This window comes from Acinetobacter sp. YH12094, from assembly GCF_013419295.1.
In the GTDB taxonomy this organism is placed as follows: Bacteria; Pseudomonadota; Gammaproteobacteria; order Pseudomonadales; family Moraxellaceae; genus Acinetobacter; species Acinetobacter amyesii.
The window spans coordinates 48,262-74,882 of the sequence record NZ_VPAK01000013.1; the positions used below are offsets into that span (position 1 = coordinate 48,262).

At 39.6% G+C, this 26,621-nt stretch carries 29 protein-coding genes and 1 pseudogene; 18 read left to right on the forward strand and 12 right to left on the reverse strand.

The genetic code is table 11. The annotated features are described in order from the left end of the window. Window positions 1–143: 143 nt before the first annotated feature. From FTU34_RS11235 to FTU34_RS11255, 5 genes are read left to right on the forward strand one after another with little or no spacing between them, the layout of a single operon-like run. Entirely contained in the window at window positions 144–818 is a 675-nt protein-coding gene (locus FTU34_RS11235; RefSeq protein ID WP_180035722.1) for a 2'-5' RNA ligase family protein, read from the forward strand. Next, complete coding sequence (cobU, locus tag FTU34_RS11240; protein ID WP_180035723.1) at window positions 815–1,336, forward strand: bifunctional adenosylcobinamide kinase/adenosylcobinamide-phosphate guanylyltransferase; 522 nt, start codon at window positions 815–817, stop codon at window positions 1,334–1,336. Before FTU34_RS11235 ends, cobU begins: the two co-directional genes overlap by 4 nt. Further along, window positions 1,333–2,385: a nicotinate-nucleotide--dimethylbenzimidazole phosphoribosyltransferase gene (gene cobT / locus FTU34_RS11245; RefSeq protein ID WP_180035724.1), complete on the forward strand. Its 1,053-nt coding sequence runs from the start codon at window positions 1,333–1,335 to the stop codon at window positions 2,383–2,385. Before cobU ends, cobT begins: the two co-directional genes overlap by 4 nt. Then, entirely contained in the window at window positions 2,386–3,009 is a 624-nt protein-coding gene (locus FTU34_RS11250; protein ID WP_180035725.1) for a histidine phosphatase family protein, read from the forward strand. It begins immediately after the preceding gene. Next, entirely contained in the window at window positions 3,006–3,752 is a 747-nt protein-coding gene (locus FTU34_RS11255; protein WP_180035726.1) for an adenosylcobinamide-GDP ribazoletransferase, read from the forward strand. The genes FTU34_RS11250 and FTU34_RS11255 overlap by 4 nt, the downstream gene beginning before the upstream one ends. 68 nt (window positions 3,753–3,820) lie before the next feature. On the opposite strand, the gene FTU34_RS11260 is transcribed toward FTU34_RS11255, so the two are convergent. Both FTU34_RS11260 and FTU34_RS11265 read right to left on the reverse strand, forming a co-directional pair. Further along, window positions 3,821–4,531, reverse strand: coding sequence for an LrgB family protein (locus FTU34_RS11260; RefSeq protein WP_180035727.1), 711 nt, complete (start codon window positions 4,529–4,531; stop codon window positions 3,821–3,823). Then, complete coding sequence (locus FTU34_RS11265; protein ID WP_180035728.1) at window positions 4,528–4,980, reverse strand: CidA/LrgA family protein; 453 nt, start codon at window positions 4,978–4,980, stop codon at window positions 4,528–4,530. Before FTU34_RS11265 ends, FTU34_RS11260 begins: the two co-directional genes overlap by 4 nt. Window positions 4,981–5,077: 97 nt before the next feature. Here FTU34_RS11265 and FTU34_RS11270 point away from each other — a divergent pair, with 97 nt between their 5' ends. Then, entirely contained in the window at window positions 5,078–5,977 is a 900-nt protein-coding gene (locus FTU34_RS11270) for a LysR family transcriptional regulator (RefSeq protein ID WP_078193835.1), read from the forward strand. Window positions 5,978–6,126: 149 nt separating this feature from the next. Next, the gene (locus FTU34_RS11275) at window positions 6,127–6,606 is read left to right on the forward strand and encodes a helix-turn-helix domain-containing protein (protein ID WP_078191046.1); all 480 of its coding nucleotides are present in this window, start codon (window positions 6,127–6,129) and stop codon (window positions 6,604–6,606) included. Between the two features lie 82 nt (window positions 6,607–6,688). Here FTU34_RS11275 and FTU34_RS11280 read toward each other — a convergent pair whose 3' ends face one another. From FTU34_RS11280 to tusD, 4 genes are read right to left on the reverse strand one after another with little or no spacing between them, the layout of a single operon-like run. After that, entirely contained in the window at window positions 6,689–7,000 is a 312-nt protein-coding gene (locus FTU34_RS11280) for a TusE/DsrC/DsvC family sulfur relay protein (protein WP_111884335.1), read from the reverse strand. A gap of 48 nt (window positions 7,001–7,048) precedes the next feature. Beyond that, complete coding sequence (locus tag FTU34_RS11285; protein WP_180035729.1) at window positions 7,049–7,336, reverse strand: DsrH/TusB family sulfur metabolism protein; 288 nt, start codon at window positions 7,334–7,336, stop codon at window positions 7,049–7,051. 13 nt (window positions 7,337–7,349) lie between these two features. After that, window positions 7,350–7,700: a hypothetical protein gene (locus FTU34_RS11290; RefSeq protein WP_180035730.1), complete on the reverse strand. Its 351-nt coding sequence runs from the start codon at window positions 7,698–7,700 to the stop codon at window positions 7,350–7,352. 45 nt (window positions 7,701–7,745) lie between these two features. Further along, complete coding sequence (gene tusD, locus FTU34_RS11295; protein WP_180035731.1) at window positions 7,746–8,114, reverse strand: sulfurtransferase complex subunit TusD; 369 nt, start codon at window positions 8,112–8,114, stop codon at window positions 7,746–7,748. A 314-nt stretch (window positions 8,115–8,428) separates the two neighbouring features. Here tusD and FTU34_RS11300 point away from each other — a divergent pair, with 314 nt between their 5' ends. The 5 genes from FTU34_RS11300 (at window position 8,429) to FTU34_RS11320 (ending at window position 13,759) form a co-directional block, all read left to right on the forward strand. Beyond that, window positions 8,429–9,073, forward strand: coding sequence for a phosphatase PAP2 family protein (locus tag FTU34_RS11300; RefSeq protein WP_180035732.1), 645 nt, complete (start codon window positions 8,429–8,431; stop codon window positions 9,071–9,073). A gap of 425 nt (window positions 9,074–9,498) precedes the next feature. After that, a complete protein-coding gene (locus tag FTU34_RS11305; protein ID WP_180035733.1) occupies window positions 9,499–10,506 on the forward strand; it encodes an SDR family NAD(P)-dependent oxidoreductase in 1,008 nt (335 codons plus the stop codon). 198 nt (window positions 10,507–10,704) lie between these two features. Next, on the forward strand, window positions 10,705–12,099 hold the full coding sequence (gene fumC / locus FTU34_RS11310; RefSeq protein WP_180035734.1) for a class II fumarate hydratase: 1,395 nt from the start codon (window positions 10,705–10,707) through the stop codon (window positions 12,097–12,099). A gap of 361 nt (window positions 12,100–12,460) precedes the next feature. Continuing rightward, window positions 12,461–12,952, forward strand: coding sequence for a hypothetical protein (locus FTU34_RS11315; protein WP_180035735.1), 492 nt, complete (start codon window positions 12,461–12,463; stop codon window positions 12,950–12,952). Between the two features lie 204 nt (window positions 12,953–13,156). Further along, window positions 13,157–13,759 (forward strand): nitroreductase family protein, encoded by a 603-nt coding sequence (locus FTU34_RS11320; protein WP_180035736.1) that lies wholly within the window; start codon window positions 13,157–13,159, stop codon window positions 13,757–13,759. A 153-nt stretch (window positions 13,760–13,912) separates the two neighbouring features. Here FTU34_RS11320 and FTU34_RS11325 read toward each other — a convergent pair whose 3' ends face one another. Then, complete coding sequence (locus tag FTU34_RS11325) at window positions 13,913–15,700, reverse strand: acyl-CoA dehydrogenase (RefSeq protein ID WP_180035737.1); 1,788 nt, start codon at window positions 15,698–15,700, stop codon at window positions 13,913–13,915. Between the two features lie 122 nt (window positions 15,701–15,822). Here FTU34_RS11325 and FTU34_RS11330 point away from each other — a divergent pair. Further along, window positions 15,823–16,810, forward strand: a pseudogene (locus FTU34_RS11330) (GlxA family transcriptional regulator). Window positions 16,811–16,817: 7 nt separating this feature from the next. Here FTU34_RS11330 and FTU34_RS11335 read toward each other — a convergent pair. The 5 genes from FTU34_RS11335 to FTU34_RS11355 form a co-directional block, all read right to left on the reverse strand. Next, on the reverse strand, window positions 16,818–18,017 hold the full coding sequence (locus tag FTU34_RS11335; protein WP_373686497.1) for an MFS transporter: 1,200 nt from the start codon (window positions 18,015–18,017) through the stop codon (window positions 16,818–16,820). Continuing rightward, window positions 18,001–18,447 carry a MarR family winged helix-turn-helix transcriptional regulator gene (locus FTU34_RS11340; RefSeq protein WP_180035739.1) on the reverse strand — a complete coding sequence of 149 codons (447 nt, stop codon included), beginning with the start codon at window positions 18,445–18,447 and terminating at the stop codon, window positions 18,001–18,003. The genes FTU34_RS11335 and FTU34_RS11340 overlap by 17 nt, the downstream gene beginning before the upstream one ends. A gap of 189 nt (window positions 18,448–18,636) precedes the next feature. Then, a complete protein-coding gene (locus FTU34_RS11345; RefSeq protein WP_180035740.1) occupies window positions 18,637–19,401 on the reverse strand; it encodes a DUF805 domain-containing protein in 765 nt (254 codons plus the stop codon). 139 nt (window positions 19,402–19,540) lie between these two features. Continuing rightward, on the reverse strand, window positions 19,541–20,095 hold the full coding sequence (locus FTU34_RS11350; protein WP_078190973.1) for a thermonuclease family protein: 555 nt from the start codon (window positions 20,093–20,095) through the stop codon (window positions 19,541–19,543). Window positions 20,096–20,312: 217 nt separating this feature from the next. Further along, on the reverse strand, window positions 20,313–21,230 hold the full coding sequence (locus FTU34_RS11355) for a LysR family transcriptional regulator (protein ID WP_180035741.1): 918 nt from the start codon (window positions 21,228–21,230) through the stop codon (window positions 20,313–20,315). A 93-nt stretch (window positions 21,231–21,323) separates the two neighbouring features. On the opposite strand from FTU34_RS11355, the gene FTU34_RS11360 reads away from it, so the two are divergent. From FTU34_RS11360 to FTU34_RS11380, 5 genes are all read left to right on the forward strand, one after another. Beyond that, window positions 21,324–22,565, forward strand: coding sequence for an acyl-CoA dehydrogenase family protein (locus tag FTU34_RS11360; protein WP_180035742.1), 1,242 nt, complete (start codon window positions 21,324–21,326; stop codon window positions 22,563–22,565). Window positions 22,566–22,675: 110 nt separating this feature from the next. Next, window positions 22,676–23,797, forward strand: coding sequence for a phosphotransferase family protein (locus FTU34_RS11365; RefSeq protein WP_078193821.1), 1,122 nt, complete (start codon window positions 22,676–22,678; stop codon window positions 23,795–23,797). Continuing rightward, window positions 23,794–24,492, forward strand: a complete 699-nt coding sequence (locus FTU34_RS11370) for a histidine phosphatase family protein (protein ID WP_180035743.1) — start codon at window positions 23,794–23,796, stop codon at window positions 24,490–24,492. The genes FTU34_RS11365 and FTU34_RS11370 overlap by 4 nt, the downstream gene beginning before the upstream one ends. 19 nt (window positions 24,493–24,511) lie before the next feature. After that, window positions 24,512–25,255 carry an SDR family oxidoreductase gene (locus FTU34_RS11375; RefSeq protein WP_078190968.1) on the forward strand — a complete coding sequence of 248 codons (744 nt, stop codon included), beginning with the start codon at window positions 24,512–24,514 and terminating at the stop codon, window positions 25,253–25,255. Window positions 25,256–25,549: 294 nt separating this feature from the next. Next, the gene (locus FTU34_RS11380; RefSeq protein ID WP_078193818.1) at window positions 25,550–26,596 is read left to right on the forward strand and encodes a fatty acid desaturase; all 1,047 of its coding nucleotides are present in this window, start codon (window positions 25,550–25,552) and stop codon (window positions 26,594–26,596) included. The last annotated feature ends 25 nt before the right edge of the window (window positions 26,597–26,621 follow it).

Here is a 26,621-nt window from a genome sequence, read left to right on the forward strand (position 1 = left end):
GTATGACTCGGCATTTTTTTCTTACAAAGAAGCTTTAGATGAATGAATTTCAGCTTTAAATGAATATTACTAAATCAAAATTGGGCAAAGTCTGTTTTGATTCATGCTTTAATAAAGCGGATTAAATTTAAAGTGATTTATCTGTGTTTTTAAAACCCTCAATGCAAGTCGTACCGACGCTCAATCAGGATTATCCCGATTGGCATCAAGGTCGTCAGCACTATGCTTTGTGGTATATAGAAATACAGGATCCTGAATTATTGGCGTATCTCTCAGCACTTCGAGCGCAGTTTTCAGATCTTTTATACACGCCAAATACGCGCCAATTTCATATTACCGTGTTTATTTGTGGCTTTATTGAAGAGTTAAATAAAGCCCAATTAATCGATGATTCTGAACAACGATGGAATGATAATTTCTCAGCAGATGAATTGGCACTGCACCAACAACAACTTCGACAGTTATCGCTATCTAATATTCGGTTACGTACAGGTCAGATCAATAGCTTTCAAAGCGCGTTGTTTATTGAAATTGTGGATTTAGAGCGTAAGTTAGAGCATCTACGTCAAGCTTTGAATTTAAGTTCGAATGAAATTGCACCAATCGAATATTGTCCGCATATCACATTGGGCTTGTATAAACAGGCATGGTATAGCGATGATATTTTTGAAAGAATCCAACGAATTGAACAGCACAGCTTTGATTTTGAAAGTGAGCAGCTGACTTTTGGTCATTATCAGGCTCAAGTACTACAAGGGGCGTTGAGTCCTTATTATCAACATCATTTTATACAAAATATAGAGATGGCACAGTCATGATTCATTTCATTTTGGGTGGGGCACGTTCAGGTAAGAGCCGACTTGCAGAACAAAAAGCCAAAGAAAGTGCTCAAGCCGTCATCTATGTGGCTACAGCACAAGCCTATGATGAGGAAATGCAGGAGCGAATTCAGCATCATCAAGCCGACCGACCTGAACATTGGGGGCTGATTGAAGAGCCTTTGTATTTAGCCGATCGCTTAGTTGAATTAGACCAAGCTCATCAAACCATTCTTATCGATTGTTTAACGCTCTGGATGAGTAATTTATTGCTGCATGAACAAGCAGACTTTCAACAGCATCAATGCCAAAAATTACTTGCGGTGTTACCGACATTAAAATCAGACATTATTTTAGTCAGTAACGAAACTGGACTGGGCGTTGTACCCATGGGACAAATCAGTCGAAAATTCGTCGATGAATCTGGGCGCTTACATCAACAAATTGGTCAAATTGCTGACCATGTGGTGTTTTGTGTTGCAGGTTTTCCAATAATCTTAAAAGGAGATAAAGCATGAACTGGTGGCAAGAACCCTGTCAAAATCCGAGTATCGAAGCTAAGCAACAGGCGGTAAATCACCAGTTACAGCTAACTAAACCTACGGGCTCGCTTTCAGAACTTGAAAATGTAGCGGTGCAACTTGCATCATTACAAAACACAGATCAGCCCAATATCGATTTCCCATGGATCACCATCTTTGCAGGTGATCATGGCGTGATGGAAGAAAATATTTCGGCCTACCCACAAGTTGTCACACGCCAAATGCTACAAAACTTCACGACCGGTGGTGCATGTATTAGTGTCATTGCACGTGAGTATCAAGCCAAACTACAAGTGATTGACTGTGGTTCGGTAGGTGACGCTTATGAATATGCAGGGGTAGAGCGTTACTGTATTGCAGCGGGTACAGCAAATTTTGCTAAAACTGTTGCGATGACCGAATCACAATGTATTGAAGCGATGAATCTTGGTCGTAAAAGTGTTGAAGATGCTATCGCTGCAGGTGCGTCTATTTATGTCGCAGGGGAAATGGGCATTGGTAATACCTGTTCGGCTTCTGCTGTTGCATGTTTTTTATTTAATGAGCCGGCCGAAAAATTGACAGGTGTTGGTACAGGTATTCGTGCTGAACAATTGGCACATAAGAAACAAGTGATTGATAAGGCCTTGGCTTTACATCAGGACTATGTTGGCCAAGATGTCTTTAAAGCTCTATGTGCTGTAGGTGGTTTGGAAATTGCCGCAATGGTTGGAGCATACATTCGCTGTGCGCAATTGGGTTTGGCAATGGTCGTGGATGGATTTATTAGTACGGTTTCTGCCTTGGTCGCTGTTCGTTTAAATCCTGCTGTACGTGAATGGATGCTTTTTGGTCATCAATCGGCTGAATATGGGCACCAGCGTTTACTTCAAGCCCTTGAAGCTGAACCACTCTTAAAGTTGAATTTACGTTTAGGTGAAGGCAGCGGTGCCGGTGCGGCATTGGGTTTAATTCGTTTGGCATGTCGTTTACATAACAACATGGCGACTTTTGCACAAGCTGCTGTGATTGGTGAAAAAGTTTAAATGGAACATTTCCGTTTAGATATATTGCGTCATGGTGAGACTGAGCTGAGCCATACCTTACGTGGCTCTACAGATGATGCTTTGACGCAAAAAGGTTGGCAGCAGATGCAGCAGACCATAGATGATGTATTGAACGTCATTCATACACACGGTTTAGCGAGCTGGGATGTCATCATTACTTCTGACTTACAGCGCTGCCGTTTATTTGCTTTAGATTTGTCTCAACAACTTAAACGTCCAATGTTTGAAAATGCGAAGTTTCAAGAAATGCATTTTGGCGACTGGGAAGCGGTATTAACCAAGCATATCTATGAAAACACTCCAGAGTTACTCGCACAGTTTTGGCAAAGTCCCAGCACATTTACGCCACCGAATGCAGAAAGTCTTCAGCAATTTCAACAAAGGATCTTAAGCGGTCTAGATGAGCTAGTCTTGCAGGCTCAACAGCATCATTGGCAACGCGTTTTATTGGTTTCCCATGGTGGTGTGATTAAATTATTAAAATGTATGGCACAGCAAAGTCATTTAGATGATTTATTAAAAATGACTGCTGAATTGGGACAATTAAATTCATTCATTGTGCAAAATCGTGCAAATATTCGTCTTTTGGAGCAAAGTGAATGACACCTTTTTGGATTGCTCTACAGTTTCTCACGACTTTTCCGATTCAACTTAAAGCGATGCCATCGAAACAGCAAAATGGACAGTCTTTATTGTTTTATCCAGCGGTGGGATTGTTGATCGGTTGCATTCTTGCCTTGCTTGCTTTTACATTGCATAGTCTGCCGATCGTCTTACTCACTAGTATTTTGCTTGTAGTCTGGATTTGGCTCACAGGTGGATTACATCTAGATGGTTTAGCCGATACGGCAGATGCATGGGTCGGTGGCTTTGGTGATGCCGAGCGTACACTTAACATCATGAAAGACCCTGCATGTGGGCCGATCGGTGTTTTGAGCCTCGTCGTGATTTGCTTACTCAAATGGTCGGCACTTTATGTTTTGCTACAACAGCAAATGTATTTGGCATTAATTGTATTTCCAGTCTTGGGACGTTTAGCCCCTTTATTTTTGTTTTTAACAACTCAGTATGTTCGCGAAAAAGGCTTAGGCTCATCGATAGCAGAAACTATTCCACGAAAGTCGGCATACCTAGTCTTTATACTCTGCCTAAGTGCATGTTTGTATTTTAGCTGGACTGGAGTGGTCAGTATTCTTACATTTATTTGTACTTTATTGTATTTACGATGGAAATTTATTCAGCGTATAGGTGGTGTGACAGGAGATACAATTGGTGCCGCGATTGAAATCACAGAAGTGTCGAGTCTCTTAGCGTTTGTCGTAGCACTACATTATGTAATTGCTTAGTTTTTACAGTGAAATGACTTAACTCCTGATTTAAAAAAAAGCCCAGCTATTGCACTGGGCTTTTTATTTTATCCCAACAGATAAATAACCAAATGAATAAGTGATGGCCCAAGCAAGACCATAAATACTCCAGCAAGTACCATGCTCAAGCAGGCTGCTACACCTTCTTCTTTATGGCGTGATAATGCTTTACTTGTACCAAATCCATGTGCGGCATTGCCAAGAGCCGCACCTTGTGCAAAGCGTGAATGCAATTTAAGCCCAGCCAAAACTAGGTCAGCCATAGCCACGCCGGCAATCCCAGTAATCATGGTAAATAGAATCACCAATTCTACTGAACCTCCAATATTCGAGGTAAGTTCCATGGCAAAGGGCGTAGAAATGGAACGTGCCATTAAGCTATAAGACGTTTCTTGGTCAAACTGAAATAACTGTGCCAAATAAAAAGCACTAATAATCCCAGCTAACATGCCAATCACGATGCCTAAACTAATGCTCAGCGCATGCTGACGGATAATTTGTCGATATTCATAGATGGGAATAGCAAAAGCCACAGTGGCAGGGCCGAGCATCCATACAATCCATTGGCTTTCTTGCATATAGGTGTCATATGAAATATGAAAGCAAAGCATGAGTATAATCAGCACAAACGGGACGAATAGTGCAGGGGAAAGAACCAGATACGGTAACTTACGATGTAGCTTTTTCGCCAAAATATAACCGACAAGGGTCAGGACGAAAAACAATACAGAGATGCTGTTCAACCCAAAATCGTTCATAAGGTTTTTCCTGCTGTGTTGACATCATGATCTGTCGCAGTTTGGTGTTTCGCTTTAATTTTTGCCTCGAGTTTAAAGCCGCAATAAACCGTAAATGCTGTAAACACCATGACACAGACGGTACCCAGTACCACGGCTAAAATTAACTGCCAGCCAGAGCTGAGTAATAAATCTTGATATTTAATTAACCCAACCACACAGGGGATAAAGAATAAAACCAGTTCAGCCAAAATAAAATCTGAGCCTTGTTTGACCCATTGCATTTTAAATAAACCACTCAATAATGCGGCTAATAGCAGTAATAAACCAATTACGCCAGCAGAGATCGGCAAGTTAAACCATGATTGAATGCAAGAGCCGATCCACCAGATCAATATCAATAAACTTATCTGCGCTAAAGTTTTAAGAAACTGGGTAAATTTGGAAGTAGATTGTGGAAACGTATCCATGAGACAACAGCAGAATAGGAGATGACGCTATTTTAAAAGTGCATAACCTGTATAATTATGAATAATTAATTATTAATTATGCTTGAATGGAATAATAATGGACATTAAAAGCCTAAAAGTCTTTGTGACCATCGTACAAAAACAGAGTTTTAGTCATGCAGCAGAAGCGCTTTTTGTCACTCAGCCGACCATTAGTAAATTAATTCGTCAGTTAGAAGATGAGATCGGCGTGCCTTTATTTCATAAAGGTGAAGCAGGGCGTAAAAGGGAAGCGCAGCTCACCTATATGGGAGAGCAGATTTATCAGCATGCTTTAGTGATATTGAATGAACAACAACGGATGCTTGATACAGTCACCCAAGTTCGTGCCTTAAAACAAGGTAAATTGACTCTAGGTTTACCGCCATTGGCATCGGTGATGTTTAGTCAGTTAATCGCGCTGTTTCATAAAAAATACCCGAATATTGAATTGAGCTTTTTTGAGGTAGGGGCAACAGGTATTGAAAATGCCATTTTAAAAAAACAGGTCGATGTCGGGATCATTTTGGGTCACTTGAAACCGGTGTTAAGTGGTATTCCAGTGATGGAGTCACCTTTATGTTTATTATCTAAAAAAAACTCACAGTGGCGTAAGCGAAAAACCGTTTCGTTGATTGAATTAAAAGAAGAATCTTTTTTATTGTATGACGATACCTTTACACTCAATGACATCATTATACAGGCGGCAAATTACGTCGGATTTGAGCCAAATGTAGTGTGTAAAAGTAGCCAGTGGGACTTCATCGCCAAAATGGTAGATTCAAATGTCGGCATTGCACTCCTGCCTAAAATTTATTGTGAACAACTTGATGCGGCAAAATACCATATGGCTGAATTAGAAAATCCAAACCTAGACTGGAAACTCAGTATGGCCTGGAATACCACTGTTGCCATGAGTCCCGCAACGCGTGCATGGCTAGAAATAATTGAGGACAATAAAGACAAAATACATTTTTAGTTCATTTACAGATCAAGCAGATAAAATGAATGCGTTGAAACGATGGTGGATTTATGATTTGTACATCAAAGATTATTGAAAAGGATTTTGCAAAATCAACAGGCATGAATTAAATTGGGTGTTGGTCGTTATTTTTGATGGTTCATAAAATGAAATGGGATGATATTGGTCAACAACCGTGTTCAATCGCTCGTGCACTTTCAGTGCTAGGGGATCGTTGGACCATGTTGATTATCCGTAATGCATTTATGGGCATTCGACGTTTTGATGACTTTCAACAAAATCTCGGTGTGACGCGTCATGTGTTATCTGACCGATTAAAGCGTTTGGTTGAAGAGGGTATTTTAACCAAAGTTGCTTATGTCGAGCGTCAGGAACGGTTTGAATATCGGCTGACTCAAAAAGGCTTAGATTTGTATCCCATCCTTCTAGCTATGACCCATTGGGCTGATCAATATATGGATCAGGGCTTAGGATCACCTGTTGAATATGTGCATCAGGCATGTGGGCAAAAATTTAAACCGGTTTTGGTGTGCTCATGTTGTGCTGAACCGATCCAAGCCAAACAGGTCAAACCGATATTTACCCAAGCCTATTACATCGCTCTCAACCAATTAAAACCTGCCTAAGCTGTTTTATGGCTTTCTTCAAGATGCTGATTTGCATCTATTTAGCCAAAATAGCCTAAGCAGTATTTAGATTGCTTTAAAATTACAAACAATTTGCAGGCTTAGGGATTCCCGCTAAACGACTTAAATGCCGAGCGACCAAACCCGTGTTAAATTTGTCTTGTAACACCGCATTATTAATATCAGCGCTTACCGTTTTCATTAAAAATTTAATGAGTGGGCGAGTTGCCGGTGAGTGACCAAACTGTTGATAAAACTGTCGCACAGCTTGTAAAACTTCAAAATGCCAAGGGCTTAACTCAAGCTCTAAACTTTTAGCCAGTTCTTGGGCAACAGCTTCATTCCAAATAGTGTAATCCACCAAATGGCCATCTTGGTCTAATTCAAGATTCATATTCATTCCAAAAGAGAAGATTGTAGAAATGGATCGCTTTTACACAAATTATTTGAGTGAAATACATCTTTTAAATCTAAGGCATAGATCAGCAAAAGCAGCATAGTTAATCACTTTCATATGACTATAATTCATAGTTTTACCTAAAATCTCAGCATCATTTTCAAGTACATAACATGTGCCAAATTGCTGAATTTGTTCATCTGCAATATGTAAGACTGCTTCACCCATCAAGATGATCACATCTTCAGGGTTGATTAAACTGGCTAACTGCTGGATGTGCTGTAGGGTATTGGCATAGCTGGCTTGGACTAAATACAGCGTAGAATTTGACATCATCATTCCTCTTTTACCAATACAACACATGATCAAATTGTTGAATTAATTCGGTATTAAATTGAACAAACTCAAGCTCTTGTTCACTGTTGATCACAAATGGATGCTGTGAATTTTTTTGTTCAATATAAATCGGGGTGAGATCATAAAATTCAAAGCTATCAACCATGTTGGATGCGAGTTTAAATGCATGCTTGAACTGACTAAACTCTTGTTCTGCTTGAAGTAAGCTTAGGGCAGCATCTTTAAGCAACACTTTAACGTCACAACCGAAGGTTGCAAGCACCATGGTCGCAGAAAGACTTTCATGTACTTGTAAGCTTGCAAGATTTGCATGGGTTAAAACAACCAGTACAGATTTCACGTAATTTTCCTTTTCAATGCTACAAATGCGCGGCAATCAAAATACTTAGAATTGCAATAAACGGTCAGCAGCTTGGACGGCATCGGCAAGTTCGCCTAGGCCCACAAGTTCAAATTGCTCAGCTAGATTATGTTGCTGAATATTGTGACGCTGTGCATTTTCCTGATCTGTGATCCCACGTGCGAGCGCTGCACTTACACAAACAGGTAAGCGAATGCTGAGTTTTTGCCATTCACTACTGAGTTTGCGTTGATCATCTGGCACCCATTGCAGGGCATTTGCCACATTTACACCATCTTGATAGAAAAAAACCCGAAAGTTTTCGCCTTTCTGCTTCAGCGCTTGGGCAAGACCCAAAGCATGCCAAGCCAATATCGAAGTGGGTGAGGAGGTAATTAGTAATAGAGTACTCATCGAAATTCACTAAATGAATAAACGGTCTAGATCGACAGTTTGTTCTGAGTTCAGAAGAAAAAGCTAGTATACAATGATTTACTCAATGATCTGAACATTTGCAAAGTTTTGCTTATTTAGGCAGCACTGCCATTGCAAATTTTTCTTCAAATAGAACGATTGGTATAACATTGGATTTAATTTGGATTCAGCCTCAAGCCGTCAGTTTTTCATAAATAAACTGTGCGGTTACATACTGAAAAATCTTTATATGAATAAAACGCAATTTTTGATTTTACAGAGAGCTATGATCTTTTCATTTTTTAAACCATCTCATGAATATAGAGAAATTTAACTTAAGTTTATTTAATTCAATCAATGCTTCGGACAATGCTTTAGATTTCACCATTTCTTTTGCCATATTTATAGCCAATGATCTATTTTATATCGTGATTCTTTTGATGTTTTTGGCTTGGTTTAAAGTCAGTTTTGACACCAAAAAACAAATCGTTAAAGCCACTGTTTTTACAATTGTCGCATTTCTAATCAGCCAAGTGATTTCAAGTTTCTTTTACTATCCTAGGCCCTTTGTCTTGGATGTTGGACGCACGATTATAGAACATTCACCGAATGGATCATTCCCGAGTGATCACATGCTGTTTTTTAGTACGATTGCATTTTCTTATATTTTTTCAAAGCAAAAAGCTGTCGGCTATGTATTTCTAGCTTTCGCTTTTCTTGTGGCGTGGTCGAGAGTCTATTTAGGTGTGCATTATCCAATGGATATGGAGGGAGCGCTGATCATTGCGGTTTTGCTGAATTTTGTTGGACTGTCTTTATGGCGAAAATATGGGTCTTATTTGGTGAGCATGATTTTAAAAGTTTACGAGTTCCTATTCTCAGCCATGATTAAAAAGGCTATATCCGCTAAATTAAGTTTGCTAGATATTTGCGATTTCAAACTTTTGCTGCTGCTATAGTTACATTGCCAACATCCTGCTTCTCGACCTCAAAAATAGTCAGACTGCTCAATTCAATTTGCTCATTCGATTAAGATCATTTCTAATATTTTGTTGCTGTCTAACATGCTTCGCAATGTAACTATTATTAAATATCTTCTTCAAAAAGACTTCAACTCAAATGCCACGAAAACTTGTGATGTCTTCTAAATGGATCGCTAGCTAGGTCATTTGTCGTAAATCAAATACAGTTAATATCCATAACTGCAACACAGTCAAAATTCTAAAGCAGTAAGATAAAACAAGAATGCTCTTGCAGATTGTTCGGCTCATGAAAAATGCTGAGGCGAAGTTTCAAAATTTAGATCTGTAGATAAGTTGGTGACGACACCGAGATGATGCCAAAGATTTGTAAAAGCTTGATAACTATAAGGAGTATCTAAACAATGATTTTAGTGACTGGTGGTTTAGGCTTTATAGGCTCACATATAGCCTTGAGTTTAATGGCTCAAGGTCAAGAAGTCATTATTGTGGATAATTTATCCAATGCGAATTTACAAACACTTGAACGACTAGAATTTATTTCAGGTATGTATGTGCCTTTTGTCAAACTCGATATTCGCAATACTCCCGCACTCAATAAAGTATTTGAACAATATAACGTCGATGCTGTCATTCATACGGCAGGCTTTAAGTCATTGGAAGAATCCGTCCTTAAACCACTTGAATATTATAATGATAATGTCAGTTGTATCATGAGTTTGCTGCGTGCCATGCAGCGAACTGGTGTACGAACACTGATCCATTTATCAAGTTTAGCGGTATATGGTCAGTCGTCGGCAGAATTAACAGAAGACACAGAAATCAATTTTACCTATCCAAATCCCTATGTGAAATCTCAACAAATGGTGGAAGAAATTATACGGGATACGGCACGTACTGATAATGAGTGGAAAATTGCGATTTTACGTTTAGGAAACGTCGCAGGTGCTTTCGAGCATGCAGTTTTAGGTGAGTTTGTAGCGCCATTGCCAAAAAATATCGTGCCGCTTGCGATGCAAGTCGGGGCTTTACAACGAGATTTTATCGAACTTCGCAAACAAGCTAAAACTGGAGATGGTACTGTGGAACGGAGTTTCTTGCATGTACTCGACTGTTGTAAGGCGGTGTGGCAATGTTTGCAATGGTTGTCGCAGCAGCAATTCGCCTGTGAGGCTTTTAATATTTCAGGTGAGTTGGTTTCGATACAGCAACTATTAGATACGCTTTCAGAAGTAACTAAGGCCGAGATTAAGACTGTCGAATCTACTTTTTATCCAAGCCATGAATATGACCAGCTTGGGGCAAGTACACAGAAAGCGAAAAGTACTTTTGATTGGCAGCCTGAACAAGATTTAAAGAAAATGCTAGAAGATGAATGGCGTTTCTATCAACAAACATTAAGAGGTAATTAACTCGTCTTGTATTGGAAAAAAATCATCATTGAGTATGATTTTCCTTATAAAATCACGATAAAGGTTATCATATAAAACACTTGTAATTGATAATGGTTATTATTTACAAACTTAAGCAAGTTACCTAAACTGTATTTATCAGCAGAATTTGATTCTGCACAGACGTTCAAGTTTATAGATAAGGATATGAGGTCATTTATGCAAACACGTATTGAACATGACACAATGGGCGATGTTGAAGTACCTAGCGATGCGATGTGGGGTGCACAAACACAGCGTAGTTTGCAAAACTTTAAAATTGGTGGTGAACGTTTACCGCGTCCAATGATTCGTGCAATGGGTCTCGTTAAAAAATCAGCAGCGATCACCAACGCAGCATTGGGTCAAATCCCTAAAGAACTTTCTGGTTATATCGTCAATGCAGCCGAAGAAGTGATCTCAGGTCAATGGGATGCACAATTTCCACTGGTAGTTTGGCAAACTGGTTCAGGTACGCAAAGTAACATGAACTGTAATGAGGTAATTGCCAATATTGCCAATCAAAAACTGGGTAATCCGTTGGGCTCACAAAAACCTGTCCATCCCAATGATCATGTCAATCGTGCTCAATCGACCAACGATTCATTCCCAACCGCAATTCATGTGGCTGCAAGCCTACAAATCAATGAGCTTTTAATTCCTGCTGTAACGAAACTGCGTAATACTTTAGAAGCGAAATCTAAAGAATTTAAAGATATTGTTAAAATTGGCCGTACACATTTACAGGACGCAACGCCTTTAACATTAGGCCAAGAGTTTAGTGGCTATGTTTCACAGCTCGATCATGGTTTGAAGCGTTTAAATCAAGCTTTAGAAGGGCTGTATGAATTACCACTAGGCGGAACAGCGGTGGGTACAGGTCTCAACGCACATCCTGAATATGCTGTAAAAGCAGCAGCAGAACTTGCGAAGCAAACGGGTTTGCCATTTGTAACTGCACCCAATAAATTTGAAGCACTTGCAGGACGTGATGCTGCTGTATTTGCATCGGGGGCTTTAAAAACACTTGCTGTAAGTTTAAATAAAATCGCCAATGACGTGCGCTGGTTAGCCAGTGGCCCACGCTGTGGTTTTGGTGAGCTACGCATTCCAGAAAATGAACCAGGCTCAAGCATCATGCCAGGTAAGGTCAATCCAACTCAAAGTGAAGCCATGACGATGGTGGTTGCTCAAGTACTTGGAAATGACACAACCATTAATGTTGCTGGGGCATCGGGTAACTTTGAATTAAACGTGTTTATGCCTGTTATTGCCTTTAACTTATTGCAATCTATTCAACTCCTTGGAGATGCATGTAATAGCTTTAATGACCACTGTGCAGTAGGCATTGAGCCAAACCGTGAAAAAATCGACCATTTCTTACATGATTCATTAATGTTAGTTACGGCACTCAATCCTGTAATTGGTTATGAAAATGCTGCAAAAGTTGCTAAAACTGCATATAAAGAAGGTAAAACTCTAAAACAAGTTGCGGTAGAACTCGGTTTAGTCACTGCAGAGCAATTTGATGAAGTGGTTCGTCCTGAGCAAATGGTTTCACCCAATACCAAATAAATAGTTTTAAGATCATTCAATTAGAGTGTTTGAAAATAATTTGAGAGGCTGACTCATACTCAGCCTCTCTTTTTATTGGATATATGATTGAATTATTTTTCAACTAGTTATTGCCTAACACAGATTCTTTGGATTCATATTCATCTTGAAATGTATGTATAGAAACCAGACGATTTATTAAAAATAGGGGAACGAACAAAATGAAGAAAGGCCTGATGATGAAGCGAGCAATTCATTGGATTGGGCTTTGAATTCATTGGCACACTTGTTAAAATGCCTTTCTTTTTCTGTTTTCGTTGCTATTTGACATTTGTTTGAATAAATATTTGCAAGACAGTGTTTTATTTAAGGATTTCCCCCAATGCTCACCATCTATTTGACAGATGTCCAAAAGAACGTTCAATTTAAAGACTATCCGGGCGAGCATCCTGTTAAATTTGTTTTGAATTTTAAAAAGATTTTCCCAAGTGTTATGGAGCTTTTGCTACCAGTTTTGCCTGAAAATGAAAATCTAGAAGAAATGAGCTGGGAATCGACAACGACAGATTTTGAAAAATTTAAATTGCTACTCAGTGGTTGGGGCGTAATCGAACTACGTTTGAATGCTATTGCCCAATATAAAGACCGTGCTTATGCAGATAACTTGGTAAAAAAAGCACAGCAAAAGCGCAAAGAATATAAAAAAGCACAGTCAAAATTACAAACTGTTGAAATGGATTATCTATTCATGCACGAAGTTCATGGTTTGATTGATGCAGAGTTGGTTGAGCTAGGTGAAAAATTCTATCTACCGACTTTACGTGAGCTTTGGAAAAACAAAGTGTCAGCGAATGTGCTAGAAGCAAAATTCTAAACTTCATAAGGTTTTAGTCGAAATTCCTCCGCTTAGGAGGATTTTTTATATGTACAGCAGAACTTCAGATTTACTTCGACAAGTGACTGTTTCATAGTGACCCATCAAGCAAGAGAAGCATTCCAACATTTGGAAAGTCGCGATACTTATCATTCCAAATGTTTCTGACTCATCTGCACATTATATTCTAAAGGATCATTTTATATGTCAAATCAGTTTATTGACCTGATAAGCAAACGTCGCACTATTTATGCTATTGGGGACAATGTAAGCCAAAGCACAGAATATTTAACTGATTTGATCCAAACAGCGATTAAACAAAGCCCGTCTTCATTTAATTCACAATCTTCTCGTGCTGTTATTTTATTTAATGGTGAAAGCGAAAAATTTTGGGGCTTAGTCGCTGACAAATTAAAATCTTATGCAAAAGATGAAGAAAGTGCTGCGAAGACCACGGATAAAATGGCAAGTTTTGCAGCAGGATTGGGTACGGTTCTGTTCTTTGAAGATTTAGATGTGGTCAGTGCTCTACAAGCACAGTTTCCTTCTTATGCAGAAAACTTTCCAATTTGGGCAGAACATTCAACTGCCATTGCCCAATTTGCGACTTGGACTGCGTTACACACCGAAGGTTTAGGCGCATCACTACAGCATTACAACCCAATTGTGGATGAACAAGTACATGCTGAATGGGACATTCCTGCGCATTGGAAACTTCGTGCTCAATTGGTTTTTGGTTCAGTGGAAGGTGAAGCGAAAGAAAAAGGCTATATGGATGATGCCGCTCGTTTTAAAGTCTTCCAATAATTGCGGCGTATAGCACACTATCTTGATAAAAAAGGAACGAAACTATGTTCCTTTTTTATTGCAGTTATATTGAAATAGATAGGGTTGGACAAGATTTTCATCCGTGAAAACCTTGTCCAGATTAGCCCATTGAGGACTGAGCTAAACGGGTGACTAGAACCAACTTTCTTGCATGTTGAGGCAAGTATCATCAAGTTCTAGCAATAACTTGGCTTGGTGCTCTATTTCAGGTAATTCCCAGCGGATAAAATATTGCGCGGCTTGTAATTTACCGGCTAAGAATTGTTGATCTTCAGCTAAATCTGAATGTTCAAATTTCACAAGAGCTTGATTAGCCATTTCAAGCCATAGCCATGAAATGATGACTTTGCCCATCATGTCTAGATACAAGGCAGAATTACCCAGTACCTGATCGACACGACCTTGTGCGAGGACTTGTCCCAAACTTTGTGTGGTTTTCTTCACCGTGTTTAAATGCCCTGAAAAAATCGCTGCAAGCGCTTCCGTTTTTGGATGTTGAGCTTGATCAATCGTATTTTGCATACGTTGTAATAACAGCATCAAACCTCTGCTGTTGTGCTGCCAAAGCTTACGACCCAACAAATCCAAAGATTGAATACCAAATGTACCTTCATGGATCGGATTTAAGCGGTTGTCGCGATAGCATTGTTCAAGTGGATATTCGCGGGTATAGCCAGCGCCACCTAAAACTTGAATGGCTAAATCATTGGCTTTTGGTCCATAGGCGGAAGGGAATGATTTGACGACAGGGATAATCAAATCTAATAACAACGCGCTGTCTTCATTGTTAGCGGCTTGATGTTCATCAATTAATCGTGCAGCAAATAGGCATAATGCGAGTGCGCCTTCCACATAGGATTTTTGTGCCAAAAGCATCCGTTTAACATCTGTATGTTGAATAATATTGACAGGTTTTGAGGCAGGATTTTTATCTGATACTAAGCGACCTTGTGGACGGTTTTTGGCATATTCGAGTGACTCTAAATAGCCACGGTATCCAATCATGGCTGCACCTAAGCCGACACCGACTCGTGCTTCATTCATCATCTTAAACATATATTTAAGACCAGCACCTGCTTCACCAATCAGATAGCCTGTACATTGGTCTTTTTCACCAAAGCTCAGTACTGTCGATGTTGTACCTCTGTAGCCCATTTTATGTAATAAGCCAGCCAGTTGAACGTCATTGGCGCCTGCAAGTGAACCATCGCTCAGGGTTTTAAACTTCGGAACAATAAACAGAGATATACCTTTTACGCCCTGAGGTGCATCTTGGATGCGAGCAAGGACCAAATGGACGATATTTTCAGTGATGTCTTGGTCACCCCCTGAAATAAACATCTTTTGGCCTTTGATGAGGTAGGTACCATCGGCTTGCGGTATAGCTTTTGTGGTCAAATCACCTAAAGATGAACCCACATCAGGTTCAGTCATGGCCATCGTTCCTGCAAAGCGACCACTGAACATATGCGGTACAAACCTATCTTTTTGTTCAGTCGTACCGAAAGCTTGAATCACATTTGCAGCCGCAGCGGTTAGAAATGAATAAGCCACTGATGAAGGATTTGCTGACATGAAATAAGCATTTGCAGCCATGTTGATCAAAGTCGGAAGTTGCATACCGCCTGCATCATAATCATGCTGTGCACAAAGCAAGCCGGCATCTGCAAATTGCTTCCATGCCGTTTTGACTTCAGCAATGGTTTTAACCTGTTGACCATCAAACGTAGGTTCGTTTTGATCGGCTGTTGCGTTATGGGGTGCAAAAAAGTCTTGAGCAATACCTTGTGCAGTTTCTAGGATGCTTTTGAAGGTTTCAGCATCATGCTCAGCAAAACGTGGGTAATGCGTTAAGTCTTGCGCTTTAAACACGTCAAATAGCAAAAAATTTAAATCTTTGTCATTGATTAACTGCGCCATTGCTCAATCTCTAATCGGGTCGAATTTTATGCCTTAAGCCTAGCAGTTGATTTTTAGATATAGAATTGTCAATAATGACACTTAATAAGTCAAAAATGACATTTTGATAATTTGAACTTTAAATGAAGAAAATCATAATTTTAGCATTTGATGGTGCTTTGGCTTCCGCGATTACTGGGGTTGTTGATCTATTTGCAATGGCGGGTGTCAGTTGGAACCGGATCCAAAAACAGAATGTGCAGAGGCTATTTCAGGTTAAAATTGCCTCACAACATGGTCAAGCTGTGCAATGTATTAATGGCATCAAGCTTTATGCAGATTTAGCATTTTCTAAAATAACAGATGCAGATATCATCATTGTTCCAACGATAGGCGCGGCGATTTTAGATGTTTTAGCGCAAAATTCAGCACTAATCGAGTTATTAAAAACTCGTCAATTACAAAGCGGACTGATCGCAGGAAATTGTACGGGTAATTTTTTTCTGGCAGAAGCAGGGCTTTTAGATGGTAAGCAGGCAACGACGCATTGGGGCTTTCAGCAAATGTTTCGTGAACGCTATCCTTTGGTAAGACTGAATGCAGATCAGCTCATTAGCCATGACCAAAATATTTACTGTGCAGGCGGGGGCTTAGCATGGTTTGATTTGGGACTGCACCTAATCGAACGTTTTTATGGTTTTGAAACGGCAATCCACACGGCAAAATCATTTGTATTGGATTATCGTCGTGATAGTCAGTTGTCCTATTCATTATTGAAAATATCTAAACCGCATCAGGATGGTTTAGTGCAAAAAGTTCAAGATTGGTTGGAACAGCATTATCATGAAAATATAGTCTTAGATGAACTTGCGGCGCAGTTTAATGTGACAACGAGGACATTGATTCGACATTTTAAAACGGCTTTGGATATTCCTCCCAATCAATACTTACAATCAATACGGATAGAAGCTGCACGAAAGCGTTTAGAAGAAACGGGACACGCATTAGATCTGATTATGCGAGAGGTCGGCTATAGTGACCCAAGCTCATTTCGACGGTTATTTCAAAAAAAAAACGGGGCTGAGCCCCTTAGAATATCGTCGACGTTTCAGCCGACGATTTGATGTTTAAATACAGTTTAAGCGGTTCGAACGGCATAACGACCATGTAAAATGTAGTAGGTACCAATACATGCAAAGGCAGCAAATGCGCTATACAAATACAATTGTGAGTAACCAATATGGTCGAGCAATTTACCGATAAAGTATGGCCCAAAGCCTAAACCGGCATCTAAAAAGATAAAGAAAGTCGAAGTGGCAAAGCCCATACGTTCAAGCGGTGCACTTTTCACGGCAACTGTTTGGCAGACCGACTGAATATTGCCATAACCGAGTCCAAGTAGGCCTGCACAAAGTAAAAGCATCCATGAACTCTGAGTGATGCTGAGTAATACCAATGCCACGCCCATAATCACAAAAGCAGGGTAGATCACTACATTTTCACCTTTACGGTCCATCAACGGGCCTGTAAATGGGCGAGAAATTAAAATCGCAATGGCATATATCAAAAAGAAAAACGAGGCTGTTTCAACCAAATCGATTTCTTTGGCATAGAAGTTAATGAAAGACAATACGCCTGAATAGCAGATTGAAGCGAAAAGCATGATGAACGATATCGGTAATGCTTTAGGTTCTACAAATTGAGCAATCCAACTCGGTTTTTTGACAGCTTCAACAGTATCGAGGGATTTATTGATTTTGGGTAAATCGGGCACTTGAATCAGCAAGGCAACCAATAGGCAGCTCAATGCGATAATCGTAGAAACGATAAAAATCGCGTGATAACCAATGTGTAACATCATCCAAATGGCAAGAAATGGCCCAATAGCTGTACCTAAAGTACTACTCATGCTGTAGTAGCCAATGCCTTCACCGCGACGTGTAGCCGGTAAGATTTGAGCAATTAAGGTACCCAGCACTGTTGATGCCATACCCATCATAAAGCCATGCATAAAGCGTATGAAAAGCAACATGCCGACGCCAAACTGAATGAAGTAAAAACCAGAAAAGACTAAAAAGCCAATTAAACCAACGATCAGTGTTGTTTTACGACCAAAACGTTCTAGGAACTTACCCACCAATAAACGCCCGACCAATGTGCCGACAATGAACAAGCCTGAAACTAAACCTGCTTGGGCTGTAGTCGCACCCAATTCAGCCACCGCATAGCCCACGATCACCACAACCAAGAGATAAAAGGTTAAAACCAATTGGAAGTTAATGGCGCTGACTAAAATAAAATTTCGAGTCCAAAGTGGTGCGTTATCTTGCATGATCATCACCTATAGTGTTTTGTTCAAGTTCTTGCATGACACGGTGTAAAATTTGAATGGAGTGTTGGATATCTTGGCTTGCTACTGGCGCGATCAGGCGCTGCTCAAAGGCATCTATGTCTTTTGCACATTGCTGAAATAACTCACGTCCAGTCTCGCTGAGCATCATTTTCTTTTGACGTTTATCGTTAGTTTGTACATGACTCAAAATATCCATCTGCGCAAGAATTTTGACACGCTTAGTGATGGATGGCTTGGATACGTTTAAATATTCAGCCATTTCAATAGATGTACAAGCGGTTTTTTCACGGATGACAAACATGACTTGCCAAAGCGAATAGTTCAATTGATAGGGCAATAAAATCGTGTTGATTTCATCACTTATGAGACGCGCACAGCGCAGAAGTGAAGAGCGGAAACCTAATGAGGTATTCATGATAGTTAACTAGGGTAACTAAATTATCGCAACTGTACGCCTAATTTATTTTCAATTCAAGTGAACAACTCAAAGCATAAAAAACAGGTATAAAAAAACCTGCGCGCACACAGGTTTTCTTGTATAACATTTCATTTAAAGCTTATCGTTCAATGCATATCGTTGAATTGATACCTTAATAATGCGAGTTTATTCTACAGAAGCTTCTGCAGCATCTTCTGCTGAACTGTCTGCATTTTCTGAAATTTCTACACTTTCACCATCTGCATAAGCAAGTTCTTCACCTTCTGATTCAGCTTGCTCTAAATAAGCCGCAAGTTGTTCATCTGTTAATTCTTCAGGTTCACCTTCAGACATCATTGCTTGTTCTTGTAATTGCGCTTGTTCTAAATTGTTCATCATACTTTGCATATTGAACATCAATGGGATCATGACCAATAAATAAACAATCATCAGGATTAGATACAATGACCCAATAACTTTCTCTGTTTGTTCCGTTGGACGCTTAATACCAAATTTATTTTCACCTTCGGTGCCTTTTGCAGCCATCACATAAATGCTAAAGATGGTACCGACCAGTGGGATGAGAAAAATTAAACAGAGCCAACCACTTTTATTTAGATCATGTAAACGACGAATCGTAATGCAGATCATTGCGACAAACATTGCAACGATGGAAACGACAATCAGAGCGATCGCACTGACTCCTAAGAATGAATTAAAAAGTGCTTCAATACTACGTTCTGCTGAATTGAAAAATGCAAAAAGTCCCAGCGCGACGCTGATGCCTAATAGGCAGGTATAAATCATACTAATGATAAATAACCACGCTAAATAAGACAGGCGGCCAAAACGTCCTTCAGGAGACAGGGGATGATCGGCTTTTTGAATTTGAGGCTGAATATTTTGATCTTGTTGAAACGGATTCAATTCGCTTGAAGTAAGTTCAGTCATTATTATTCCAATTTTAATTATCTAATTTATTTTCTATGCCCAAAAGGGCAGCATTATTGTATAGCGAAGTAAAAAAAGGTCAAATATTAGACATGGCTAAGTCATCAAATATTCCTTAGCCATGCTGCACTGTGGTCTGTTATTTATGTAATTTACGATACTCTTTAGGGCGCATTGGACGACTGGCTTTCCACAAACCTTTCTTTTGTTTACGTGCTTTGCTTTGTAAATTCATCATATAGTTCAAATGCTTTTGGTCACGGATGTATTCTTCGTACACCCATGCAGCCCCACGTTTTACCATCTCTTCATTCATGCATTTACGATAGCGATAAATGACCCCAACGCAGCGGCCATAACGGTCTACATCAGTAATTTTTACGCGAACAAATTTCTTGTAAACCATAGATTTGATCAGGCGTGCAGACTCTTTACCGTAGGCTTGTGTCGATTCTGGCGCATCCACATAAGCAAAGCGAAGTTTGGTTTTAGAACGTCTTAGATTCATCCGATAGCAGGTGAGGGTATCTCCATCACTAATATCGGATACACGGCAGAGGTACGATTTTCCTTTCTTAAAAGGTTGGAAAAAATCCTTTAAGAAAATGGTGACTTTATAAAGAACATAGACTGTGATCAGGCACAGTACTGCACCTAAAGCCATGAGCCAATTCGCGGAGAGATTTGAAAGCATACATAATGATATGAACGAAGTCATATCGCATAAAAACAGGAGTTTAGATTTTATAAGAACTCATGATTTATGGCTGTCGAATAAACCGGCGGTCAGTTAAAAATACATTAAATAATCAGCATTTGATCTATAAATATACAGCAAGTTTCATCACGCAAAATTCAATCTAAATCCATGTAAATAGCCTAAGCAAAGTGGTATCTCATTGGAAAATAGCCTAAGCAAATATTTTAGAAATTTCGCTTCGCAAAAAGACATGCCGTGAATTTAATTCCAAATCATTATGCCAATACATCCCTAATTTAATTTTCGGCAAGTCTACAGGTACATCAAAAATATTCAGTTCGGGAGCAACTTGTAAATGCGTCAAAATATTTTGCGGAATCGTCAATATCGTTTTGGGCTGCTGTGCCAAAATTTGTAGCGCAGTAGAGTAATGCTGACAGCGTAAAAAAATCTCTCTAGAGTGTTTTTTACGATTTAAATAAATATCTTCAACTAATACACCTGCACGTCGGGAAGAAACCCCAATATGAGGAGCCGAAAGATAAATATGTTCATCCATTTTGGGATGTTGACTACAAACCACGAATTGGTCTTCAACTAAGGTTTGAAAATTAATCTTTTCACCAAAGTTTTGCTCAAGGTCAATAGCAAAATCGATTTGCTGTGCAGCAAGGTCAGCCACAATGGTTTTGCGATCTAATTTGATACTGGAAAATTGGATCTGAAACTGTTGCTGTTGAAAGTGTTCAACTAACTTGGGAAAAATGATCGGTTCAATTTCATCATGTACCGCAATTTTCAAGCTCTGTACCATGGACGGCGTAAATTGTTGTTTTTGGATAGAAATACTTTGAATCGCAATAAGCGCATTTTTAATTACAGGATAAATCTGCTCGGCAAATGGGGTCGGAAGCATTTTTGCCCCAGCACGTACAAACAAGTCATCTTGTAAATGTTGTCTTAAACGTTGAAGTGCATGACTCGCTGCAGATTGAGTAATACACAATATTTGCGCAGCTTTTGAAATGCTTTTTTGTTCATAAATTGCGATATAAAGTGGATATAAATTGATATCCATACGGTGGAAAACACCCATATCGATGACGGTGTTTTTATGAATACTATTCATGTTTATCTATTGAATTAAATCATTTTGTTCATATTAGATTTCAGGTTATGGTGTTGTAAAGCGTAAAGAACATAATATTTAAAGGATGTTGTCATGTTTGAACTTTCTGCACGTGCACAAGATTATATTGAAAGAACAAAAAAATTTATTAAAGATGAAATTGAGCCTGTAGAAACTGAGTTTTGGGCAGAAGTTCATGAGCTGAACCAAGGTGGTGATTGGACCAAATGGCAATGGCCAGCACAGTTAGAGGTTTTAAAGGATAAAGCCAAAGCTGCAGGCTTATGGAATATGTTCTTACCTTGTTCTGAACTTGGGCAAGGTTTATCTGTACAAGAATATGCGCACATCGCAGAACTTTCAGGCCGTAGCTTACTTGCACCTACGGTATTCAATTGCAATGCACCAGACAGCGGCAATATGGAAGTGATTTGGCGCTATGGTACTGAAGAACAAAAGCAGCAATGGTTAACACCATTACTGGACGGCAAAATCCGTTCGGTATTTTGTATGACAGAACCTGCTGTTGCTTCAAGTGATGCCACCAATATGGAAGCTACGGCTGTCGTTGAAGGCGACGAAATTGTATTGAATGGCCGTAAGTGGTGGTCTTCAGGTTTAGGTGATCCTAATGCCAAAATCATTATTTTTATGGCGCATACACCAGATGAAAGCAAAGACCGTCATCATCAGCATTCAATGGTTTTAGTTCCAGTAGATACGGATGGAGTCAAAATCGAACGTATGCTTCCGGTCTTTGGCGACTACGATGCACCACATGGACATGGTGAAATTAGCTTCACAAATGTGCGTGTTCCTGTTGCAAACTTTATTGGCGGTGCAGGTCAAGGTTTTGAAATTGCACAAGGTCGTTTAGGCCCAGGCCGTATTCATCATTGTATGCGTTGTATTGGTGCTGCTGAAAAATCGCTAGAACTGATGATTGACCGCGGTATGAGCCGTACTGCTTTTGGTAAAGAAATTTTAAAACTCGGTGGCAATTTAGAACGCGTAGCAGAAGCACGTGTTGCGATTGATCAGGCACGTTTACTGACCCTTTATGCAGCATATAAAATGGATACTCTAGGGAATATGGCTGCATTAACCGAGATTTCTGCAATTAAAGTAGTTGCGCCGAGTGTCTTAGAAAAAGTTGTCGATATGGCGATTCAAATCCACGGTGGTGCTGGGGTTTCTCGAGATACACCGCTCACAGGTTTCTTTGCGCAAGCACGTTCACTGCGTCTAGCTGATGGCCCTGATGAAGTGCATAAAGGTATGATTGCTAAATTAGAATTGGCAAAGCGCGGTTACAGCAGCCGCCGTAAAAAATAAACAAGTTGTAGTCACATATTTGGCATGGCAACCCTGAGTTGTCCATGCTATAAAACTATAGAAAATTATATTTTTATCATCATGATAGATTCAAGTTTAGGAAGAAAAGCATGTCAGTGATCGATGTAGGCGGTTCAGTTCGTGAGGGTGAAGAACTGGATGTCCGTGCTGTAGGAAATTGGTTGATTGAACATGGCGTTGAAATAGAAGGGCCTGTAGAAGTCACTCAATATTCAGGTGGTGCATCAAATTGGACTTATCGCTTAAAATACGACAATGCTGATTTAATTTTACGTCGTCCACCGAAAGGCACCAAAGCCAAGTCTGCACATGATATGGCACGTGAGTATAACGTTCAGAAGGCATTATCTGAATTTTATCCTGTACTCCCTGAGATGGTGGCACTTTGTCAGGACGAATCAGTGATTGGCTGTGATTTCTATGTAATGAAACGCGTAGAAGGTATCATTCCACGTGCAAACTTACCCAAAGAAATTAATTTTGATGAAACTCAAGTTCGAGCGTTGTGTACCAACGTCATCGATAAGTTAATTGAACTGCATCAAGTGCCTTATGAAGGCACCGCTTTAGAAAAAATAGGTAAGGGCGATGGATACTGTCGTCGTCAAGTGGAAGGTTGGGACGCACGCTATGAAAAAGCCAAAACCTTAAATGTTCCTTCTTTTAAATATGTCCGTAATTGGCTCAAAGACAATATTCCTGCTGACTCTAAAACCTGTGTAATTCATAACGATTGGCGTTTTGATAACGTGATATTAGATCCAAATGATCCTACCCAAGTGATTGGCGTATTGGATTGGGAAATGGCTACGCTTGGCGATCCATTGATGGACTTGGGTTCAGCTTTAGCGTATTGGGTTGAAAGTGGCGATAACGCAATTTTTAAAGCGACTCGACGCCAGCCGACTAACTTGAAAGGTATGTTTAGCCGTAAAGAAGTCGTTGAATATTACTTAGAAAAAACTGGTCTTCAAACGGACAATTGGACCTTTTATGAAGTGTTCGGCATTTTCCGTTTAGCGGTAATTGCACAGCAAATTTATTATCGCTTTTACCACAAGCAAACCAATAATCCGGCATTTAAAGATTTTTGGATTGTGATCCATGCTTTGCATATTCGTGCCTTAAAACTTATTGGTTTGCAAAAACTTGAAGCCAATGACGTGGCACAAAAATATATTGAAAAAATGAAGGATATTTTAGGGAAATGACCACGATATATTTAATTCGGCACGGTCAGGCTTCTTTTGGTGCGGAAAGCTATGACAAGCTTTCTCCCAACGGTGAGCTACAGGCTAAGGTGCTGGGACAGTATTTCGACCGTATTTTAAAAGAAAGTCCTTATGTGGTTGCGGGCTCCATGCAACGTCATCAACAAACAGCCAATCTTGCATTGGCTGAATGCTTTCCAGAAGCACAAGTTGATACAGATAACGCATGGAATGAATTTAATCATCAGCAAGTTTTTGCTCAATATGAACCTCGATTTAACCAGCCGCATTTATTAAAAGAAGATGTATCTAAGCATGAAAACCCGCGTGCTTATTTATCTAAAATTTTTGAAGGTGCTATTGAACGTTGGACAGGCGGAGAATTTCATCATGAATACGATGAATCTTGGCCACATTTTAAAAATCGAGTCGAAACAGTGCTAGATAAGTTATGCAGTCAACTGGCTGAAACCAAACCGCGTTATGCCGTTGTGTTTAGTTCAGGTGGGGTGATCTCCGTTGCCGTAGGTAAAATTTTAGGGCTGAGTCCTGAAAAAACATTTGCACTTAATTGGGCCATTGCCAATACCAGTATGACAACACTGCGTTTGGTTGGAAATGAACCGCAATTACTCAGTTTAAATGAACACCATTTTATAAAAGCAGTTGATCCAAATTTATTGACTTGGATCTAAGGTAAACAAAGGAATTATCATGGCTAAAACAATTTTAATTACAGGTGCAAGCTCGGGAATTGGTGCAGGAATGGCACGCGAGTTTGCACAAAAAGGCTACAACTTGGCCATTTGTGCACGTCGTTTAGAGCGTCTAGAAACACTAAAACAGGAACTGGAAAGCCAATATGGCATCAAAGTGATTGCGAAAACCCTCGATGTCACAAATTACGATCAAGTATTTGAAGTGTTCCGTGCCTTTAAAGCAGATTTTGGCAGTATTGACCGTGTTATTGTCAACGCAGGTGTCGGTGAAGGTCGTCGTATTGGTAAAGGTAATTTTGAAATTAACCGCGCCACAGTTGAAACTAACTTTATCTCTGCTTTGGCGCAATGCGAAGCTGCGGTTGAAATTTTCCGTAGCCAAAATGCAGGGCATTTGGTGGTGATTTCGTCGATGAGTGCTATGCGTGGTATGCCTAAACATTTAACGGCTTATGGTGCAAGTAAAGCAGGTGTTGCTGCTCTAGCTGAAGGTATTCGTGCAGAGCTGATTGATACCCCAATTAAAGTGACGACTATTTTCCCTGGTTATATTCGTACGGAGATCAATGAAGGTGCGAAAAAACTACCATTTGAAGTCGACGAAAAAACGGGTTCACATCTTTTAGCAAAAGCAATTGAGAAAGCACCGGTTAAAGCCTATGTACCACAATGGCCATGGTTACCTTTAGGTCTTGCGATGAAAGTATTGCCGTTAAAGATCGTGAATAAATTGGGTTAAACCTTTATGCAATAATAAAGCTCCAATTTTGGGGCTTTATTATTCTCAAATGATATTCGTCATCCTCTGTAGGTTAAAAAGGAATACATAAAACCTGTGATGAAAAGATATTAAAAGCAGCTGACTTTACAAAGAAAAATTGGAGTAATTACTCAGATTATTTATAAATAAGATATTGAAAATAAATAAAATGTTGAATATTTGAACAGACGATGATTTGTTCTCAAAATAGCGATTTCCTTTTTTTTAATTTGCTTTAATGTACAACTGTTCATTAATTTTTAGGTTTGTACTATGTCTATGTCTTCCGATATGACAGATCAACAGCGAATTAACAAAGTCAGAACTGTCGTAACGAAAGCTGGTGAAGACTTACGTCAGCAATATCCCATTTTAAAACATCAAAACTTTATAGGCGCAGCCATCCTTATTTTTGCGCTACTAGGAATGTTGGGTTCAGCTTGGGCGTTTGCTGTTGGCATTTTACCGGCATGGGCTTGTGTGATTTTGGTGGCGATGTTTGCTTCACTGACACATGAATTAGAACATGACCTGATTCATTATATGTACTTTAAAAAGACGCCGTGGGCTCACCATCTCATGTTGGCCTTGGTGTGGTTAGCACGTCCGAATACTATTAGTCCTTGGGCACGTCGTCGTTTGCACCTCAATCATCATAAGTATTCAGGTTCAGAATACGATTTGGAAGAACGGGGCATTAGTAATGGCATGCCTTGGGGATTACGTCGTCTATTGGTCATTAGCGATCAATTGATGACGGTTTATTTGCGCCCATTTCAAATGTTCAAGATGATTAGGACATTCATTGAAAAACAGCCTGAAAAAGAACGTAAAACTGCATTCTTTTCTCAGCTGACTGGTTTTTTTCCTTTAAGTTTTGTTTATTACGGCATTTGGTATGTATTTGTCATTTATCATGTGGTGAATGGTATTGCTCCAATGTTAGGACAAAGTATTAGTTGGTCAGTCAATTTAGTGAAATTAATTCCAACGATTAATTTTTTAGCTGTGATTTGGATTATTCCGAACTTTATACGTTCTTTCTGCTTACAATTTATCAGCTCAAATATGCATTATTATGGTGATATTGACCCACGCGATGTCATTAAACAAACTCAGGTGTTAAATCCGTGGTGGTTGTTCCCAATGCAATTATTTTGCTTTAACTTTGGTTCGACCCATGCCATCCACCATTTTGTGGTCAAAGAGCCGTTTTATATTCGTCATCTAACCGCAAAAACTGCACACCAAGTCATGCGTGAGGTTGGTGTACGTTTCAATGATTTTGGAACCTTTAAACGCATAAATCGCTGGAATTAAATCAGTACTAGCTTCAAAAAAAGCC

Bases quoted from the DNA above. Each gene is read 5' to 3' on its own strand.
- tusD (WP_180035731.1), bottom strand. From the start codon at position 8,114: ATGAGTACTCTATTACTAATTACCTCCTCACCCACTTCGATATTGGCT.
- FTU34_RS11360 (WP_180035742.1), top strand. From the start codon at position 21,324: ATGTTTGAACTTTCTGCACGTGCACAAGATTATATTGAAAGAACAAAA.
- FTU34_RS11345 (WP_180035740.1), bottom strand. From the start codon at position 19,401: ATGACTGAACTTACTTCAAGCGAATTGAATCCGTTTCAACAAGATCAA.
- FTU34_RS11265 (WP_180035728.1), bottom strand. From the start codon at position 4,980: ATGGATACGTTTCCACAATCTACTTCCAAATTTACCCAGTTTCTTAAA.
- cobU (WP_180035723.1), top strand. From the start codon at position 815: ATGATTCATTTCATTTTGGGTGGGGCACGTTCAGGTAAGAGCCGACTT.
- FTU34_RS11335 (WP_373686497.1), bottom strand. From the start codon at position 18,017: ATGATCATGCAAGATAACGCACCACTTTGGACTCGAAATTTTATTTTA.
- FTU34_RS11280 (WP_111884335.1), bottom strand. From the start codon at position 7,000: ATGAATCTTGAATTAGACCAAGATGGCCATTTGGTGGATTACACTATT.
- FTU34_RS11355 (WP_180035741.1), bottom strand. From the start codon at position 21,230: ATGAATAGTATTCATAAAAACACCGTCATCGATATGGGTGTTTTCCAC.
- FTU34_RS11320 (WP_180035736.1), top strand. From the start codon at position 13,157: ATGTCAAATCAGTTTATTGACCTGATAAGCAAACGTCGCACTATTTAT.
- FTU34_RS11305 (WP_180035733.1), top strand. From the start codon at position 9,499: ATGATTTTAGTGACTGGTGGTTTAGGCTTTATAGGCTCACATATAGCC.
- FTU34_RS11375 (WP_078190968.1), top strand. From the start codon at position 24,512: ATGGCTAAAACAATTTTAATTACAGGTGCAAGCTCGGGAATTGGTGCA.
- FTU34_RS11285 (WP_180035729.1), bottom strand. From the start codon at position 7,336: ATGTCAAATTCTACGCTGTATTTAGTCCAAGCCAGCTATGCCAATACC.
- FTU34_RS11315 (WP_180035735.1), top strand. From the start codon at position 12,461: ATGCTCACCATCTATTTGACAGATGTCCAAAAGAACGTTCAATTTAAA.
- FTU34_RS11380 (WP_078193818.1), top strand. From the start codon at position 25,550: ATGTCTATGTCTTCCGATATGACAGATCAACAGCGAATTAACAAAGTC.
- FTU34_RS11370 (WP_180035743.1), top strand. From the start codon at position 23,794: ATGACCACGATATATTTAATTCGGCACGGTCAGGCTTCTTTTGGTGCG.
- FTU34_RS11260 (WP_180035727.1), bottom strand. From the start codon at position 4,531: ATGAACGATTTTGGGTTGAACAGCATCTCTGTATTGTTTTTCGTCCTG.
- FTU34_RS11325 (WP_180035737.1), bottom strand. From the start codon at position 15,700: ATGGCGCAGTTAATCAATGACAAAGATTTAAATTTTTTGCTATTTGAC.
- FTU34_RS11365 (WP_078193821.1), top strand. From the start codon at position 22,676: ATGTCAGTGATCGATGTAGGCGGTTCAGTTCGTGAGGGTGAAGAACTG.
- FTU34_RS11300 (WP_180035732.1), top strand. From the start codon at position 8,429: ATGAATATAGAGAAATTTAACTTAAGTTTATTTAATTCAATCAATGCT.
- fumC (WP_180035734.1), top strand. From the start codon at position 10,705: ATGCAAACACGTATTGAACATGACACAATGGGCGATGTTGAAGTACCT.
- FTU34_RS11270 (WP_078193835.1), top strand. From the start codon at position 5,078: ATGGACATTAAAAGCCTAAAAGTCTTTGTGACCATCGTACAAAAACAG.
- FTU34_RS11275 (WP_078191046.1), top strand. From the start codon at position 6,127: ATGAAATGGGATGATATTGGTCAACAACCGTGTTCAATCGCTCGTGCA.
- FTU34_RS11340 (WP_180035739.1), bottom strand. From the start codon at position 18,447: ATGAATACCTCATTAGGTTTCCGCTCTTCACTTCTGCGCTGTGCGCGT.
- FTU34_RS11350 (WP_078190973.1), bottom strand. From the start codon at position 20,095: ATGCTTTCAAATCTCTCCGCGAATTGGCTCATGGCTTTAGGTGCAGTA.
- cobT (WP_180035724.1), top strand. From the start codon at position 1,333: ATGAACTGGTGGCAAGAACCCTGTCAAAATCCGAGTATCGAAGCTAAG.
- FTU34_RS11250 (WP_180035725.1), top strand. From the start codon at position 2,386: ATGGAACATTTCCGTTTAGATATATTGCGTCATGGTGAGACTGAGCTG.
- FTU34_RS11255 (WP_180035726.1), top strand. From the start codon at position 3,006: ATGACACCTTTTTGGATTGCTCTACAGTTTCTCACGACTTTTCCGATT.